Below are 15915 nucleotides of genomic sequence, written 5' to 3' on the forward strand. Positions count from 1 at the left end.
CGCGCCTTGGCAGGATAGAGCTATGGCCGACCTGCACGTGCACCCCGACCGCCTGGAGATCCATCTCACGCGGGCCGAGAAGGTGCTGGCCGTGAAGCGTGAGGATGTCGTCGTCCCGCGCGACAGCATCCGCTCGGTCGCCATCACCGAAGACCCGTGGATCTGGATCCGCGGCATCCGCGCCCCCGGAGCGGCCGTCCCGCTGACCCTGTCGCTCGGCACGTGGAAGTTCCACGGCGGCAAGGACTTCCTGCTGATCAAAGGCAAGCAGCGTGCCGCGGTCGTCATCGACCTGGACGGCGAGGAGTACTCGCGCATCATCGTCTCGACCCCGCACGCCGCACGCCTGGTCGAGGCGCTGCGCGTGGACGGCAGCGAGCTGGCCACCGACGGCGGCGTCATCGACTGACCGGCGTGCCCGGTTCCGGCGCCCCCGATTCTCGGCGCAGTCAGGCGTTCTCGGCGATCACGAACAGGATGAGGCCTGCCAGCGGGATCGCCCCCTGCAGCAGCGCGGCGCGCCAGAACCGCCGGTCCGTCGTGAGCAGCACGAGCGACGCCAGCACCATGCAGACGCCGCAGAAGAAGATCAGCCCGAAGCCGACCTGACGGAGCGTCGTCCAGTAGAGCACGAGCCCGACGACCGCGCCCCCGGCGAGGAACAGGTTGTAGAAGCCCTGGTTGTACGCCATCGGCCGCACGGCGTCCGCATCCCGCTGCGAGCCCACGCCGAAACGCCGCCAGACGCCGGGCGACGACCACAGCACGCTCTCCATGGCGAAGAACGCGAGATGGACGATCGCCGCCGCTGCGATCAGAATGCTGGCGATGATGGCCATGGCGGGAGGATACGCTGCCGATCATGGAGACGGTGCGAACGACGTGCGTGATCGCCGGTGGCGGGCCGGCTGGGATGATGCTGGGCCTGCTCCTCGCCCGCAACGGCGTGGATGTGGTGGTGCTGGAGAAGCACGCCGACTTCTTCCGCGACTTCCGCGGCGACACCATCCATCCGTCCACCGTCGGGGTGCTGGGCGAGCTGGGGCTGCGCGATGCCTTCCTCGGGCTTCCGCACACGGGCATCCGGACGCTCGATGTGGTCGTGAACGGGAACCGCCTCCACCCCATCGACTTCGGCCGGCTGGGCGCCCCCGACGACTTCCTGGTGCTCGCGCCGCAGTGGGACTTCCTGACCTTCCTCGCCCAGGACGCCGCCCGCCACCCGAACTTCCGGTTGCTGATGGAGACCGAGGCGACGGACCTCGTCCGCGAGGGGGACGTGGTCCGCGGCGTGCTGGCGCAGGGGCCCGACGGTCCGCTCGAGATCCGGGCGCGGCTCGTCGTCGCGGCGGACGGCCGGGACTCGGTGCTCCGCGCGGCGGCGGGCCTACGTCCGCGGCGGACGGGCGTCCCCATCGACGTGCTGTGGTTCCGCCTGCCGAAGCCCGAGGGCTCCTCACCGCACACGCTGGCCTACATCGGCGACGGCGGCATGGTGGTCACGATCGAGCGCCAGGACTACGTGCAGGCGGGGCTCATCATCCCGAAGGGCGGGTTCGACGGCCTGCGGGAGTCCGGGCTCGAGGCGTTCCGGGAGGCGGTCGCCGGTGCGGCACCTCACCTGCGCGCGTCGCTCGAGACGATCACCGAGTGGGACCAGGTGAAGCTGCTGAGCGTGCAGATCGACCGCCTGCCGCGATGGTTCCGGCGCGGTTTCCTCGCCATCGGGGATGCGGCGCACGCGATGTCGCCCGCGTTCGGCGTCGGCGTGAACTACGCGATCCAGGATGCGGTGGCGACGGCCAACGCCCTGACGGCGACGTTGCGCGAGCTGGGTCCCGCGGCGGATGCGCGCGAGGCGCTCACGGCGGATGCTGCCGGGGAGGTGGACCTGAGGCTGCTGGAGGGAATCCAGCGACGGCGCACGCCCCCGGTCGCCGCCATGCAGCGCATCCAGCTCGCGGCGCACCGCTTCATCTCGCGTCCGGAGGGCGTGCGCCTGCTCCCGCATCCGCTGCCGGCCCCGCTGCGTCTGGCGCTCGCCGCGGCGACGCCGGTGGTGCAGATGGTGAGCTCGCGGCTGATCGGGCGGGGGCTCCGGCCGGAGTCCGTTGCGCCCGAGTTGCGCTGAACCGGCGCGAGCGCTGGGCCGCTGCCCGGTCAGCCCGCCGGTGGTCAGCTCTGCCCGGGTCAGCAGGGCCCGGTCAGCTCTGCCCGGCTCAGCTCTGCCCGGTCGCCAGCCCCACGAGCAGCAGCACCAGGCCGAGCAGCGGCAGGGTGCCCTGGATGAGCGCCGGGCGCAGGTAGCCGCGGCCCGTGGTGACGAGCACCACCGCGGCCGCGATCATGCTGGCCGTCGTGAAGATGATGAGCGCCAGTCCCGCCGCATGCTGCCCGACGCCGTAGAGGATGAGCCCGACCACCGCCCCGATCGCCAGGAACAGGTTGTAGAACCCCTGGTTGTACGCCATCGGGCGCACCGTGTCCGCCGCCGCCTGGCTCGCCACCCCGAACCGGCGCCAGACGGTCGGCCGGGTCCAGGCGACGCTCTCCATGAAGAAGATGACGATGTGCAGCGCGGCGGCGAGAGTGACCACGACGGTGGCGAGGACGATCATGGCGTCAGCATACCGACGGGTCCACCCGCCTCCGGGTTCAGCCGCGGACGTCGACGACGGTGCGTCCCCGGAGCCGGCCGGCGAGGATGTCCTCCGCGGCCGGGATCGCGTCCGCGAGCGCGACGAACCGTGTCATCGCGGCGAGGGACTCCTCGTCGAGGTCGGTGGCGAGGCGCCGCCACGCGGTCTCCCGCAGCGCGGCCGGCGCCTCCACCGAGTTGATCCCGACGAGCGTCACCGCGCGCAGGATGAACGGCAGCACCGTCGCCGGAAGGTCCGGGCCCTGCGCGAGTCCGCACGCCGCCACCACTCCGCCGTAGCGGGTCTGCGCGAGCACCGTCGCGAGCGTCTGGCTGCCGACCGAGTCGACCGCACCCGCCCAGCGCTGCGACTGCAGCGGCTTGCCGGCCGCGTCGAGCTCCGAGCGGTCGATGATCGTGGTCGCGCCGAGGTCCGTCAGGTAGTCGCGCACCTCATCCGCACGGCCGGTGGACGCGGTGACCGGGTAACCCAGTTTCGCGAGGAGGGCGACCGCGACGGATCCGACGCCGCCGGCCGCTCCGGTGACCAGGATGCTGCTCCCGCTCTCGGCGACCTCCTGCGGGTCGATCCCGTTCCGCTCCAGCGCCAGCACGGCGAGCATCGCGGTGAACCCGGCCGTCCCGATCGCCGCCGCCTGCTCCGAGGTGAGGGCGTCCGGGATGCGCACCAGCGCGGACCCGTCGACGCGCGCCCGCTCCGCGAGGCCACCGTGGTGGGACTCGCCCAGCCCGGCGCCGTTCAGCACCACGCGGTCGCCCGGATGCCACCGCGGGTCGCGCGACTGCTGCACGGTCCCGACCACATCGATGCCCGGGATGAGCGGCGAGGTGCGTGCCACGCCGGGACGACCGGCGATCGCGAGACCGTCCTTGTAGTTGAGGTCGGAGAACTCCACGGCGATCGTCACATCGCCCGGCATGAGGAACGCGTCGTCGACCCGGCGCACCTCCGCGCGGTGGGCGGTGATCCGTCCGCCGTCGACCTGCTGTTCGATCACGAGGGCGCGGAAGTCGCTCATGCCCTCACCCTACGCCGGGGGATCGAAGGGGTCCGGGCGCGCCTCGGCGCGCGTCTGCGTTTCCGGGCCGCGCCGGAGGTGGCGCGGGACGCGGGCGTCAGCGTCACCGGGCCGTGCCGGACGCGTCAACGGTGCCGGGTTGGCAGCAGGGCCGCCGGGGCGCGTCAGTTGAGCGGCTGGGTCCCGAGGGGAAGCTCGCCGCCCGCGTACAGCTCGAGCGCCGAATTCCGCAGCGCCGTGAGGGCGACACGCTGCGTCCACGGGCCGTACGAGACGCGCGCGACGCCGAGTTCCTGCAGCCGGGCGGGGGCGAGCGACCCGGGAACCGCGATGACGCTCAGCTTCTGCGCGCCCAGGCCGCCGACGAGCCGCTCGACCGTCCGCTCGTCGAGCTTGCCGGGGACGAACACGCAGGTCGCACCCTCGTCGAGGAAGGCGCGGCCGCGCCGCACGGCCTCCTCGATCTTCTCGTCGTCGGTGGGGAAGGCATTGCGGACGAACACGTCGGTGCGGGCGTTGAGCGCGAAGGGGACGCCCTCGGCCTCCGCGGCCCTGATGGCGGCCCGCACCTCGGCGACGGCGTCGTCGAAGGGGCGCATCCGATCCTCGAGGTTGGCGCCCACGACACCGACGCCGATGGCGCGCCGGATGGTCTCGCCGGCGTCGCCGTACCCGCCTTCGAGGTCGGCGCTGACGGGGAGGTCGGTGGCCTGCACGATGCGGCCGACCATGTCGAGCATCAGGTCGAGGGGGATGTTCTCGCCGTCCTCGTACCCGAGGGTCGCCGCGATGGAGTGGCTCGCCGTCGCCAGCGCCCGGGTGTCGGGGAGGTCGGCGATGACGCGGGCGCTGATCGCGTCCCAGACGTTCACGACTTGGAGGAGCTCGGGTGCTTCGTGCAGTCGGCGGAGTTCGGCGCCGCGCGCCTGGATGCTGGTCATAGGCACACCCTACGTCGCGGCGATCGCGGGCTCTAGGATGGCGCCATGGCCCGCACGGGGGAGCCGCAGGAGGTGCCGAAGAGCCGTTCGGCATCCCGCCGCCGCGCCTCGCGGAGCTCGACCCTGGACTACCTGTTCTTCCTGGTCGGCGGCCTGTCGGCGGTCTGGCTCGCGTGGCTGGTGCTGACGGAGAGCTTCGAGTGGGGCTGGTTCCTCATCCTGTTCTTCGTGCTGTTCTGGGTCGTGCTCGCGTACCTGGTGCTGCCGCGGCTGCACCGCATCCTGACCGAGATCTACGTGCCCGACTACTTCATCGGTCGCGCGCGGACCAGTGACGGACTGCTCGGCGACCCGATCAACCTGGCGTTCCTCGGCTCGGAGGCGCAGCTCGACGACGCGATGCGCCAGGCGGGGTGGACCCGAGCGGACGAGATCACCGCCCGCTCGAGCTGGCGCATCATCACCGGGACGCTGCTGCGCCGAAGCTACGACGAGGCGCCGGTGAGCCCGCTGTTCCTGTTCGGGCGCCAGCAGGATGTGGCCTACCAGCAGGAGGTGAAGGGCAACCCGGCGAAGCGGCACCACGTGCGCTTCTGGCGATGCCCGGAGGGCTGGCTGCTCCCGGGCGGCCGGCGCGTCGACTGGCTGGCCGCCGGGACGTTCGATCGCTCGGTCGGCTTCTCGCTCTTCACCCTCCAGATCACCCACAAGATCGACGCGAACACGGACATCGAACGCGACCACATCGTCGCGACCCTGATGGATGCGGGGATCGGCGTCGGCGTGGACGTCATCCGGGACTTCTCGACCGGGTATCACGCGCGCAACGGAGGCGGGGACACGATCGAGACGGATGGCGACCTGCCGGTCGTGGACCTGACCCGGGTGGTCGTGGACGCCGAGAGCGTCTCCGTCGCCGCCGACGCGGATGCGCGCCGGCTCGCGCTGGTGCAGCGCCGGCCGGTGCCGACGACGCTGGGCGTGCTGCTGATGCTGCTGCGCATCCTGGCGGGCGTCGGATACATCGTGCTGAACGTCCTCGACTGGCAGAAGTTCGTCGGCTCGGAGCTGGCCGCCGGGGCGGTGAGCCCGGACGAGCGGGAGTCCGCGAGCCTCGTGCTCGGCATCGCCATGGGGGTGTTCGCGGCCGGGCTGGTGGTCTACTTCCTGCTCGCCTTGCTGATCTACTTCGGCAGCAATTGGGCGCGCATCGCGGCCATGTCGTACAGCACCCTGATCATCGTGCTGTCCGCGATCGACTTCTTCAACGGCGGCCCGCAGGTGTCGCTGCACAACAACCTCCTCGGGCTGGCGCTCGACATCCTCGTGGTGCTCGCCCTCTCGTCGAAGCGGTCGCGACTGTGGGCGCGCCGCCCGCGCGACCTCCGGCAGCGGCCCAGCCGCGGCGTCCCCGGTGCGTCCGCCGTCCCGACGCCCGGCGCGCTTGCCGCGATGGATGCGCCCGGCGACGACACCGTGGTCCGCTGAGGATGCGCCGCTGGTGCCGCTGTGCCGCACCGAGCCGCTGGTGCCGCACCGAGCCGCTCACATCAGCGACTTCTTGCCGTCCGTCCCTCCCGCCTTGAGCGCCGTCTCCTCCGCATCCAGGAACGCCAGCACCGACCGCACCGCCGGCTCCTGGTAGCGCCCCTCCGCCCGGGCTTCGAGCACGGCCTGACGCTCGGCGACGATCATGGTGCGCCGGAGCCTCCGGTACTCGAGGGGCAGGTCGGCGGCCTCATCCGGCGACGGATTCTCGAGCGCATCCGAGAGGAAGAGCGCGTTGATGCGCAGCCGCTCGATGACCCGCTCGTCCTCGTCGCCGGTCACCTGCGACTCCAGGTGCTCCAGACCGGCGGATTGCGCCTCCGCCAGCAGCCGCTGCATCTCGCTCGCCTCCTGCGCGAAATCGGGCGGTGGCAGCTTGAGCCGGCGGATCACCCACGGCAGAGCCAGCCCCTGGAGCAGGGTCCCGACCACGACCACGAACGCCAGGAACTGGAGGAACTCGCGGTGCGGCGTCTCCTTCGGAAGCAGGAAGACGGCCGCCAGCGTGACCACGCCGCGGATCCCGGCGAACGACACGGCGATCCCCGTCGGCCAGGACCAGCCGCGCTCGCGGAGGCGTCGCGGACCGTACCGGTACAGCGCCGTGGTGCCGATCATCCAGAGGAATCGCGCGAGGAAGATGGCGAGCAGCACGACGACGCTGATGAGGATCGTGTCGGGCACCGTGATTCCCGACGTGAACGCCGCCGACAGGATCGACCGCAGCTCCAGCCCGATGAAGAGGAAGACCGCGTTCTCGAGCAGGAAGCTCACCGTGCGCCAGTTGATCGTCTCCGCGATCCGCGCCTCGGCCGTCTGGATCGTCGGGGAGCGGTAGCCCAGGTAGAGCCCCGCGACGACCACGGAGAGGATGCCCGACCCGTGCAGGAACTGCGAGGGGATGAACGCCAGATACGGCGTCACCAGCGCGAGCGAGGTGTCGAGCACCGGCGACCGAAGCTGCTTCCGGATGATCGCGAGCAGCAGCCCCACCGCGAGCCCGACGCCCACGCCCACCACGACGGCGAGGACGAAGTCGCCGCCGACGGCCCACGGGTTCAGGACGCTGATGATCGCCGCGATGCTCGCGTTCAGGGCGACCAGCGCCGTGGCGTCGTTGAGCAGGCTCTCGCCTTCGAGCACGGTGACGAGCCGTCGGGGCAGCCGGACCCGGCCGGCCACGGCCTGGACCGCGACCGTGTCCGTCGGCGCGACCACCGCCCCGAACGCGAACGCCGCCGCGAGCGTGATGGCGGGCACAACCAGGAAGGTCGTGAACCCCACCACGACGACGGTGAACGCGACTAGGCCGACAGAGAGCAGCAGGATGCCGTCGCGCCTGGCGCGGACGTCGACGATGGAGGTCTGGATCGCGGCGGCGAAGAGGAGGGGAGGGAGCAGCCCGAACAGCACCACCTCGGGCTCCAGGGCCACGGTCGGAACGCCGGGCACGAACGACGCCGCTGCGCCGACGAACACGAGCACGACCGGCGCGGACCATCCCACCCGGCGCGAAAGGCCCGTGACGGTGACCGTGACGAGAACGAACGACACGATCCAGACGATGGTGGTGACCGGATCCATGCTGTTCATGATGGCCGCAACGCAAGATGCGCGCCAAGATTTCCCGGAGTCGGTGGAGAACGCGTTCGCCGTCCGCGATGTGGACGAATCAGCGCCGGACCGTCAGGCGGCGTACCGTCACGCAGCGGACGTCAGGCCGCGTGCCGTGCGCAGGCCGCGGTGTCGCAGGTCTCGCACACCACGAGCTGTTCGCGGCACGCGGGGTCGGGGCAGTTGCGCATCCGGCTCGTGGCCGCTCCGCAGGTCACGCAGGCCCCGATGACCGCGGCGTGATCGCTGAAGGTGAGCGAGCCGCGCCCGTCGAAGACGTAGAGCGATCCCTCCCACAGCCCGTCGTCGCCGTACGCCTCGCCGTAGCGCGCGATGCCTCCGTCGAGCTGGTACACCTCCTGGAACCCGCGCGACCGCATCAGCGACGACAGCACCTCGCAGCGGATGCCGCCGGTGCAGTAGGTGACGACGGGCCGCTCCTTGAGGTGGTCGTACGCCCCGCTGTCGAGCGCCTCGACGAACTCGCGGGTGTTGTCGACCTCGGGCACGATCGCGTCCCGGAAGCGGCCGACGCTCGCTTCGAACCGATTCCTGCCGTCGAAGAACACGACATCGTCGCGTCGCTCCACGAGCTCGTGCAGTTCGTAGGGTGCGAGGCGGGTTCCGCCTCCGATGACGCCGTTCTCGTCGACCCGGAGCTCCTCCGGGGCGCCGAACGAGACGATCTCCTCCCGGACCTTCACCGACAGCCGGGGGAAGTCGAGGCTCATGGTGTCCGCATCGAGGCCGGATCCCTCGCTCCATTTGACGTCGAGCGCGCGGAAGGCTCCGTACTCCTTGGTGACCCGCAGGTAGCGCTTCAGCGCGTCGAGCTCGCCGCCCAGCGTTCCGTTGATTCCCTGCGCGGAGAGCAGGATCCGGCCGCGCAGGCCGAGGGCTTCGCACAGCGTCCGCTGCCACAGCCGGACGGCCTCCGGGTCGGGCAGCGGCGCGAAGACGTAGAAGAGGATCACTTTCGGCACAGCCACCGGTTCATCGTAGGCGAGCCTTTCCGTCGCGCCCGGATCGTAGGATCGTGGAGCCTGTGAGCGCCGGAAGAGTCGTTCGCCTGCTGTTCAGACTCCTAGGACAGTGTGGATGAGGTCCGTGGGGCGCGCCCCTGACAGAAAGGCGGGTCGTGCGAACCCTGGTCATCATCCCCACCTACAACGAGAGCGAGAACATCGGCTCGATCGTGGGACGTGTGCGGGCGTCGGTGCCCGAGGCCGAGGTCCTCGTCGTCGACGACGGCTCCCCGGACGGCACGGGTGAGCTGGCGGACGCGCTGGCCGCGACCGACGCGAACGTGCACGTGATGCACCGGTCGGGCAAGGAGGGTCTGGGGGCGGCCTATCGCGCCGGGATGACCTGGGGGCTGGACGCCGGATTCGGCGCCATCGTCGAGATGGATGCGGACGGATCCCACCAGCCGGAGCAACTGCCCAGCCTGCTGGCGGCGTTGCGCGGCGTCGACCGTCCGGGTGCGGATGTCGTGCTGGGCTCCCGCTGGGTCGAGGGTGGCGGGGTGGTCAACTGGCCGGCGCGTCGCCGGGCGATCTCCCGCGGCGGCAGCGCGTACTCGCGCATCGCTCTCGGGCTCCCCGTGAAGGATGTCACCGGCGGGTATCGCGCGTTCACCGCGGAGGCGCTCCGGGCCCTGCAGTACGACCGGACCGAGAGCCAGGGCTATTGCTTCCAAATCGACATGACGCGACGTGCGTACGATGCGGGGCTGTCGATCGTGGAGGTCCCGATCACGTTCGTGGAGCGTGAGCGCGGCGCGTCGAAGATGGGCGGCGGCATCGTGGTGGAGGCGATGCTGCGTGTGACGCTGTGGGGTGTCACCGGTCTGCCGCGCCGGTTCCGCAAGCGCACTCCGGCCCCGACCGCGGAGCCTGTGGCGCGGGCGTAGCCTGGCGCCATGGCTGAAGATCCTCTCGAGCGCTTCGGCGCCGTTCCCTCCTTCTCCGTGTCCAGCGACGACGTCGCGGAGGGCCGCCCGCTCTCCCGCGAACAGTGGGGCGCCGGCGGCGGCGGTGGCGACATCTCGCCGCAGCTGTCGTGGACCGGGTTCCCTCCCGAGACCAAGAGCTTCGCGGTGACGATCCACGACCCGGACGCGCCGACCGGTTCAGGCTTCTGGCACTGGGCCGTCTACAACATCCCGGCGACCGTGACCGAGCTCCCGACGGGCGCCGGAGCCGAGGGCGGCGGCGGCCTGCCGCAGGGCGCCGCGATGCTGTCCAACGAGCTGGGTGCCAAGAGCTTCACCGGGGCGGGGCCGCCTCCGGGCACGGGAACCCACCACTACAACATCGTCGTCCACGCCCTCGACGTCGAGCGACTCGACCTCGACCCGGCGTCGACCCCGGCGGTGCTGGGCTTCAACGTGCACTTCCACACGCTCGCCCGCGCCGTCCTCACCCCGGTGGCCACCGCCGGCGACATCTGATCCCGACCGCGACGGCCACGCCGTCGACGGCCTCGTCCGACGCGCCGCCCTCGCCGTGACCGTGGGTCAGTGCTTGACTCCGGTGACGGCGAGGACGCCGCCCAGCCCGATCATCAGCACCCCACCCGTCGCCCCGAGACGCTCGACGCGCTTGGGCGAACGACCGAACCACTCGCGGGCCGTCCCGGCGATGAGCGCCCAGACGCTGTCCGAGGCGAGCGCGAGCACGAGGAACACCACACCCAGCTCGAACAGCTGCAGGGGGACCGCGCCCGCCTGCTGATCGACGAACTGCGGCAGCACGGCCACGAAGAAGACGAGCGACTTCGGGTTCGTCACGCCGACCAGGAATCCTTCGCCGAGGATCCGCCAGCGCGATCGCGGAACCGGCGTCGCCTCGTGCGTGACCGCGGTGTGGCGGCGATGGCGGATGGCCTGGATGCCCAGGTAGACCAGGTATCCGGCGCCGACGAATTTGATCACGTCGAACAGCACGACGGACTGCGCCACGACCGCGCCGATGCCCAGCGCCACGGCGACGATCAAGGGCAGCATCCCGAGCGCGTTGCCCAGCACGCTGAGCAGGCCGCCGACCCGGCCCAGGGCGAGGGCCCGCCCGATCACGAACAGCACGCTCGGCCCCGGGATGACGATCAGCGCGAGCGACGCCAGTGCGAACGCCAGCAGAGCGGGGCCAGGAACCATGAGCCGAGCGTAGGGGAGGTAGGTTCGATACGTGAAGCTCCACAACGTTCGTGTGCACAGCAGCGAGGAGAACCTCGCCCGCCAGGATCAGCTGGCGTGGAAGATCGCGGAGGTCGCGACCGACCCGGTGGAGGTGGATGCGGACGTCACTGACATGGTGATCAACCGCGTGATCGACAACGCGGCGGTCGCCGCCGCGTCGCTGACACGCCGGCCGGTTGTGTCCGCCCGGGCGCAGGCGCTGGCCCACCCCATCCCGTCGCGCCAGCTCGAGGAGCTGACCGAGGCCGCGGAGCACCCGCAGGACGGCTCCACGGTGTTCGGCGAGTGGCCGACCACGAGGGTCTCGCCCGAGTGGGCCGCGTGGGCGAACGGCGTCGCCGTGCGGGAGCTCGACTTCCACGACACCTTCCTGGCCGCCGAGTATTCGCACCCCGGCGACAACATCCCGCCGATCGTCGCCGTCGCCCAGCACGCGGCCCGGGCGTACGGACTCACCGGACGCGACCTGGTCCGGGGCATCGCCACCGGCTACGAGATCCAGATCGACCTCGCGCGGGCCATCAGCCTGCACCGCCACAAGATCGACCATGTCGCCCACCTCGGGCCGTCCGCAGCCGCGGGGATCGGGACGCTCCTCCACCTTCCGGCCGAGACGATCTTCCAGGCGATCGGTCAAGCGCTGCACACGACGACGGCCACCCGTCAGTCCCGCAAGGGCGAGATCTCGAGCTGGAAGGCTCACGCGCCTGCCTTCGCCGGGAAGATGGCCGTCGAGGCCATCGACCGCGCGCTCCGCGGCGAGACCAGCCCTACCCCGATCTACGAGGGCGAGGACGGCGTCATCGCGTGGATGCTCGACGGGCCGGACGCGTCGTACGACGTCCCGCTTCCCGGCCGCGGCGAGCCCAAGCGCGCGATCCTCGACTCCTATACGAAGGAGCATTCGGCCGAGTACCAGGCCCAGGCGTGGATCGACCTCGCGCGCAAGCTGCACCACGAGCATCCGGAGGCGGCGGACCCGTCTCGCGTGGAGAGCATCGTCATCCACACGTCTCACCACACGCACTACGTGATCGGCTCCGGCGCGAACGATCCGCAGAAGTACGACCCCACGGCCTCGCGCGAGACGCTGGACCACAGCATCCCGTACATCTTCACCGTCGCTCTGCAGGACGGCGGGTGGCACCATGTCGACTCCTACCTGCCCTCGCGTGCGGCCCGTCCCGACACCGTCGAGCTGTGGGGCAAGGTCACCACCACGGAGGACGGGGAGTGGACCCGCCGGTACCACTCCACCGACCCGGCCGAGAAGGCGTTCGGCGGTCGCGTGGTCATCACCTTGGCGGACGGTCGCGTCATCGAGGACCAGATCGCCGTCGCCGACGCGCACCCTCTCGGCGCCCGCCCGTTCGCGCGCGACGACTACATCGCGAAGTTCCGCACGCTTTCCACGGGCGTGCTCGAGGACGCCGAGGTGGAGCGCTTCCTGACGCTCGCCCAGCGGCTTCCCGAGCTGAGTGCCGCCGAGCTCGGCGGTCTGACCATCACCGCGCGGACGGGCGTGCTCGCCTCGGTGCCCGCGCCGAAGGGACTGTTCTAGATGCTGTACTCCTCTGTTCCCGCTCACGAGAAGCGCGCCGCCTTCCGTGCCCGCCTCGCCTCCGGCGAGCTGATCCGCATGCCGGGCGCCTTCAACCCGCTGAGCGCCCGCCTGATCGAGCGCAAGGGCTTCGAGGGCGTCTACATCTCCGGCGCCGTGCTCTCCGCCGAGCTGGGGCTGCCCGACATCGGCCTCACCACCCAGACCGAGGTGGCCGGACGTTCCGCGCAGATCGCCCGCATGACCGACCTGCCTGCCCTCGTGGATGCGGACACCGGCTTCGGCGAGCCGATGAACGTGGCCCGGACCGTCCAGACACTCGAGGACGCCGGCGTCGCCGGACTCCACATCGAGGACCAGGTGAACCCGAAGCGCTGCGGCCACCTCGACGGCAAGCAGGTCGTCGACGAGGACACCGCGCTCAAGCGCATCCGCGCCGCCGTCGATGCGCGCCGGGACGCGAACCTGCTCATCATGGCCCGCACGGACATCCGGGCGGTCGAGGGCCTCGGAGCCGCGATCGACCGCGCGAAGGCGCTCGTCGACGCGGGCGCTGATGCGCTCTTCCCCGAGGCCATGGCGGACCTCTCGGAGTTCGAGGCGGTACGCAAAGCCGTGGACGTACCGGTGCTGGCGAACATGACCGAGTTCGGCAAGAGCGAGCTGTTCACCGTCGACCAGCTGCGCGACGTCGGTGTGAACATCGTCATCTGGCCGGTCTCCCTGCTCCGCCTCGCGATGGGTGCGGCCGAACGCGGCCTCGACCAGCTCCTGAGCGAGGGGACGCTGGAGCCGATGCTCGGCAGCATGCAGCATCGCGCGGATTTGTACGACCTGATTGACTACGAGGGATACAACGCGTTCGACACCTCGGTGTACAACTTCGAGGTGCGCCGCTAGGCATCGTCCGCGGCGATCCGCCGGGCCGGCGGCCCCGCCACCAGCAAAGGAGCTCACATGACCGACCCCGAGATCCACAAGGGCCTCGCCGGCGTCGTCGTCGACACGACGACCATCTCGTCGGTGAACCCCGAGACGAACTCGCTGCTGTATCGCGGCTACCCGGTGCAGGAGCTGGCACGGCACTGCTCCTTCGAAGAGGTCGCGTACCTCCTGTGGCACGGCGAGCTGCCGACGGATGACGAACTGGAGGCGTTCGAATCGCTGGAGCGCTCGATGCGCCGCCTCGACGACCGCACTCGTCGCGCCCTGGACGACATCCCGGCATCGGCGCACCCGATGGACGCGCTCCGAACGGCCGTGAGCCAACTGGGCGGGCTGGATGCGACGCTCCAGCAGCCCGACGGCATCCTCGACCGGGACCTCAACGAGGGTCGTGCGCTGTACCTGCTGGCACAGCTGCCCGCGATCGTCGCCTACATCCAGCGGCGCAAGCGCGGGCTGGACCCGGTCGAACCGCGTGACGACCTCGACTATTCGCGCAACTTCCTCTGGCTGACGTTCGGCGAGGTGCCCGACGACGTCGTGGTGGACGCCTTCCGCGTCTCGCTGATCCTGTACGCGGAGCACTCCTTCAACGCGTCCACTTTCACCGCCCGCGTGATCGCGTCCACCCTGTCGGACGTGTACTCGGCCGTCACCGGTGCCATCGGCGCCCTGAAGGGACCGCTGCACGGCGGTGCGAACGAGGCCGTGATGCACGCGTTCGACGAGATCGGCACCGCCGATCGCGCGGCCGAGTGGCTGGACACGGCGCTCGCCGAGAAGCGGAAGATCATGGGCTTCGGCCACCGCGTCTACAAGAACGGCGACTCCCGCGTGCCGACCATGCGCGAGGCGCTCGTGACCCTGGTGGAGCACTACGACCGCCAGGAGCTGCTGGATCTCTACGACGCCCTCGAGTCCGCCATGGCGGAGCGGAAGAACATCAAGCCGAACCTGGACTACCCGTCCGGGCCGGCCTACAACCTGATGGGCTTCGACACGGAGACGTTCACACCGCTGTTCGCCGCGGCTCGCGTGACCGGATGGACCGCGCACATCTTCGAGCAGTACGCCGCCAACTCGCTGATCCGCCCGCTGTCGCAGTACACCGGACCCACCGAGCGCCACCTCGAGCGCTGACGCGTCGGCGGTCCGGGGGAGCGGTCGGGCTGCGCCCGGCCCCGCCCCCGCGACCGCGGCGCGATTCAGCGGTAGAGCAGAAGGGCCTCGCCCTGACCGCCCCCACCGCAGAGCGCGACCGCCGCCCGCCCCGCGCCGCGTCGTGCCAGCTCGTGCGCCGCATGACCCGCCAGTCGGGCGCCGGAGGCGCCGATCGGGTGTCCGAGTGCGATCGCCCCGCCGTGGATGTTCACCTTGGCCGGGTCCAGACCGAGGTCCGACATGGACTGCAGCGCCACCGCGGCGAACGCTTCGTTGATCTCGATCAGGTCGAGTTCGGAGACGCTCCACCCGGCGCGCCGCAGCGCTGCGTCGATCGCGCGCGACGGCTGCGAGTGGAGGGAGTTGTCTGGTCCGGCGACCTGACCGCTCGCCCCCACCAGGGCGAGCCATTCCAACCCGAGCCGCTCCGCGTTCTCCCGGCTGGTCAGCACCAGTGCGGCCGCACCGTCGCTCAGCGGGGAGGAGTTGCCTGCGGTCAGCGTGCCGTTCGCTGCGAAGCTCGGGCGGAGACCCGCCAGGGTCTCGGGCGTCGAGTCGGGTCGCACCCCCTCGTCGGTGCTGATGATGACCGGGTCGCCCTTGCGCTGCGGGATCGTCACCGGTGCGATCTCGTCCGCGAACACCCCGTTCTGCGCCGCCGCCCCGGCTCGCTGGTGTGACCGCGCCGCGAACTCGTCCTGAGCCTCGCGCCGCAGGCCGAGCTTCTCCGTGTACTTCTCCGTGGACGCGCCCATCGACTCCCCGTCGAAGGCGTCCGTCAGCCCGTCGTGCGCTGCCGAGTCGAGCGCCTGGATGGAGCCGTAGTTCCAGCCCATCCGCGACCCGGGCAGGATGTGCGGCGCGTTCGTCATCGACTCCTGGCCGCCGGCCACGACGACCGTCGCCTCGCCCGTCCGGATGAGCCGGGCTGCGTCGATCACGGCGGCGAGGCCCGACAGGCACACCTTGTTGATGGTCGTGGCGGGCACATCCCAGCCGATCCCCGCGCCGATGGCCGTCTGACGTGCCGGGTTCTGACCGGCTCCCGCCTGGAGCACCTGGCCGAACAGCACCGTGTCGACCGCGTCCGCACCGACGCCCGACCGCTCCAGCGCGCGCTGGACGGCGATCGTCCCCAGCTGCACGGCGGTCAGCGAGGCGAGCGTCCCCTTGATCTTCCCCAGCGGGGTGCGGGCGGCGGACAGGATGACGACGTCGTCGGAACTCATGGGCTACTCCTTCGTGCCTGGTCCCTCCATTCTCACACC

At 70.9% G+C, this 15915-nt stretch carries 16 protein-coding genes; 8 read left to right on the forward strand and 8 right to left on the reverse strand.

Going from position 1 to position 15915, the window contains the following annotated elements; translation table 11 throughout:
* Positions 1 to 22 precede the first annotated feature (22 nt).
* Entirely contained in the window at positions 23 to 409 is a 387-nt protein-coding gene (locus J2W45_RS14005; RefSeq protein WP_310132954.1) for a hypothetical protein, read from the forward strand.
* A gap of 40 nt (positions 410 to 449) precedes the next feature.
* Here J2W45_RS14005 and J2W45_RS14010 read toward each other — a convergent pair whose 3' ends face one another.
* On the reverse strand, positions 450 to 839 hold the full coding sequence (locus J2W45_RS14010) for a DUF1304 domain-containing protein (protein WP_310132957.1): 390 nt from the start codon (positions 837 to 839) through the stop codon (positions 450 to 452).
* Positions 840 to 862: 23 nt separating this feature from the next.
* On the opposite strand from J2W45_RS14010, the gene J2W45_RS14015 reads away from it, so the two are divergent.
* Positions 863 to 2131, forward strand: coding sequence for an FAD-dependent oxidoreductase (locus tag J2W45_RS14015; RefSeq protein WP_310132959.1), 1269 nt, complete (start codon positions 863 to 865; stop codon positions 2129 to 2131).
* 88 nt (positions 2132 to 2219) lie between these two features.
* Here the strand turns inward: J2W45_RS14015 and J2W45_RS14020 are convergent, their stop codons facing one another.
* The 3 genes from J2W45_RS14020 to J2W45_RS14030 form a co-directional block, all read right to left on the reverse strand.
* Entirely contained in the window at positions 2220 to 2618 is a 399-nt protein-coding gene (locus J2W45_RS14020; RefSeq protein WP_310132960.1) for a DUF1304 domain-containing protein, read from the reverse strand.
* A gap of 37 nt (positions 2619 to 2655) precedes the next feature.
* A complete protein-coding gene (locus J2W45_RS14025; protein ID WP_310132962.1) occupies positions 2656 to 3678 on the reverse strand; it encodes an MDR family oxidoreductase in 1023 nt (340 codons plus the stop codon).
* A gap of 164 nt (positions 3679 to 3842) precedes the next feature.
* Positions 3843 to 4619 carry an isocitrate lyase/PEP mutase family protein gene (locus J2W45_RS14030; protein ID WP_310132965.1) on the reverse strand — a complete coding sequence of 259 codons (777 nt, stop codon included), beginning with the start codon at positions 4617 to 4619 and terminating at the stop codon, positions 3843 to 3845.
* A 45-nt stretch (positions 4620 to 4664) separates the two neighbouring features.
* On the opposite strand from J2W45_RS14030, the gene J2W45_RS14035 reads away from it, so the two are divergent.
* A complete protein-coding gene (locus tag J2W45_RS14035; protein ID WP_310132968.1) occupies positions 4665 to 6107 on the forward strand; it encodes an LssY C-terminal domain-containing protein in 1443 nt (480 codons plus the stop codon).
* Positions 6108 to 6164: 57 nt separating this feature from the next.
* Here J2W45_RS14035 and J2W45_RS14040 read toward each other — a convergent pair whose 3' ends face one another.
* The gene (locus tag J2W45_RS14040; protein WP_310132971.1) at positions 6165 to 7751 is read right to left on the reverse strand and encodes a Na+/H+ antiporter; all 1587 of its coding nucleotides are present in this window, start codon (positions 7749 to 7751) and stop codon (positions 6165 to 6167) included.
* 131 nt (positions 7752 to 7882) lie between these two features.
* On the reverse strand, positions 7883 to 8770 hold the full coding sequence (trhO, locus tag J2W45_RS14045) for an oxygen-dependent tRNA uridine(34) hydroxylase TrhO (RefSeq protein WP_310132973.1): 888 nt from the start codon (positions 8768 to 8770) through the stop codon (positions 7883 to 7885).
* Between the two features lie 149 nt (positions 8771 to 8919).
* On the opposite strand from trhO, the gene J2W45_RS14050 reads away from it, so the two are divergent.
* Both J2W45_RS14050 and J2W45_RS14055 read left to right on the forward strand, forming a co-directional pair.
* Positions 8920 to 9693, forward strand: coding sequence for a polyprenol monophosphomannose synthase (locus J2W45_RS14050; RefSeq protein WP_310132976.1), 774 nt, complete (start codon positions 8920 to 8922; stop codon positions 9691 to 9693).
* A 9-nt stretch (positions 9694 to 9702) separates the two neighbouring features.
* A complete protein-coding gene (locus tag J2W45_RS14055) occupies positions 9703 to 10233 on the forward strand; it encodes a YbhB/YbcL family Raf kinase inhibitor-like protein (protein ID WP_310132979.1) in 531 nt (176 codons plus the stop codon).
* A 66-nt stretch (positions 10234 to 10299) separates the two neighbouring features.
* On the opposite strand, the gene J2W45_RS14060 is transcribed toward J2W45_RS14055, so the two are convergent.
* Positions 10300 to 10938 (reverse strand): LysE family translocator, encoded by a 639-nt coding sequence (locus tag J2W45_RS14060; protein ID WP_310132981.1) that lies wholly within the window; start codon positions 10936 to 10938, stop codon positions 10300 to 10302.
* Positions 10939 to 10969: 31 nt separating this feature from the next.
* On the opposite strand from J2W45_RS14060, the gene J2W45_RS14065 reads away from it, so the two are divergent.
* Genes J2W45_RS14065 through J2W45_RS14075 form a run of 3 tightly spaced genes read left to right on the forward strand, consistent with a single transcriptional unit; the run spans position 10970 to position 14626 of the window.
* Positions 10970 to 12541, forward strand: a complete 1572-nt coding sequence (locus J2W45_RS14065; RefSeq protein ID WP_310132983.1) for an MmgE/PrpD family protein — start codon at positions 10970 to 10972, stop codon at positions 12539 to 12541.
* Positions 12542 to 13441, forward strand: a complete 900-nt coding sequence (gene prpB, locus J2W45_RS14070) for a methylisocitrate lyase (RefSeq protein WP_310132986.1) — start codon at positions 12542 to 12544, stop codon at positions 13439 to 13441.
* A gap of 57 nt (positions 13442 to 13498) precedes the next feature.
* Entirely contained in the window at positions 13499 to 14626 is a 1128-nt protein-coding gene (locus J2W45_RS14075; RefSeq protein WP_310132988.1) for a bifunctional 2-methylcitrate synthase/citrate synthase, read from the forward strand.
* Positions 14627 to 14691: 65 nt separating this feature from the next.
* On the opposite strand, the gene J2W45_RS14080 is transcribed toward J2W45_RS14075, so the two are convergent.
* A complete protein-coding gene (locus J2W45_RS14080) occupies positions 14692 to 15876 on the reverse strand; it encodes an acetyl-CoA C-acetyltransferase (protein WP_310132991.1) in 1185 nt (394 codons plus the stop codon).
* Positions 15877 to 15915 lie beyond the last annotated feature (39 nt).

Origin of the sequence: Leifsonia shinshuensis, assembly GCF_031456835.1 — a bacterium.
Classification (GTDB): Bacteria; Actinomycetota; Actinomycetes; order Actinomycetales; family Microbacteriaceae; genus Leifsonia; species Leifsonia shinshuensis_C.

What these genes read in the sequence shown, in the direction of transcription:
- J2W45_RS14035 (WP_310132968.1), top strand. Translation starts at nt 4,665, where the DNA reads ATGGCCCGCACGGGGGAGCCGCAGGAGGTGCCGAAGAGCCGTTCGGCA.
- J2W45_RS14025 (WP_310132962.1), bottom strand. Translation starts at nt 3,678, where the DNA reads ATGAGCGACTTCCGCGCCCTCGTGATCGAACAGCAGGTCGACGGCGGA.
- J2W45_RS14040 (WP_310132971.1), bottom strand. Translation starts at nt 7,751, where the DNA reads ATGGATCCGGTCACCACCATCGTCTGGATCGTGTCGTTCGTTCTCGTC.
- J2W45_RS14075 (WP_310132988.1), top strand. Translation starts at nt 13,499, where the DNA reads ATGACCGACCCCGAGATCCACAAGGGCCTCGCCGGCGTCGTCGTCGAC.
- prpB (WP_310132986.1), top strand. Translation starts at nt 12,542, where the DNA reads ATGCTGTACTCCTCTGTTCCCGCTCACGAGAAGCGCGCCGCCTTCCGT.
- J2W45_RS14030 (WP_310132965.1), bottom strand. Translation starts at nt 4,619, where the DNA reads ATGACCAGCATCCAGGCGCGCGGCGCCGAACTCCGCCGACTGCACGAA.
- J2W45_RS14080 (WP_310132991.1), bottom strand. Translation starts at nt 15,876, where the DNA reads ATGAGTTCCGACGACGTCGTCATCCTGTCCGCCGCCCGCACCCCGCTG.
- J2W45_RS14060 (WP_310132981.1), bottom strand. Translation starts at nt 10,938, where the DNA reads ATGGTTCCTGGCCCCGCTCTGCTGGCGTTCGCACTGGCGTCGCTCGCG.
- J2W45_RS14005 (WP_310132954.1), top strand. Translation starts at nt 23, where the DNA reads ATGGCCGACCTGCACGTGCACCCCGACCGCCTGGAGATCCATCTCACG.
- J2W45_RS14010 (WP_310132957.1), bottom strand. Translation starts at nt 839, where the DNA reads ATGGCCATCATCGCCAGCATTCTGATCGCAGCGGCGGCGATCGTCCAT.
- J2W45_RS14055 (WP_310132979.1), top strand. Translation starts at nt 9,703, where the DNA reads ATGGCTGAAGATCCTCTCGAGCGCTTCGGCGCCGTTCCCTCCTTCTCC.
- J2W45_RS14015 (WP_310132959.1), top strand. Translation starts at nt 863, where the DNA reads ATGGAGACGGTGCGAACGACGTGCGTGATCGCCGGTGGCGGGCCGGCT.
- J2W45_RS14020 (WP_310132960.1), bottom strand. Translation starts at nt 2,618, where the DNA reads ATGATCGTCCTCGCCACCGTCGTGGTCACTCTCGCCGCCGCGCTGCAC.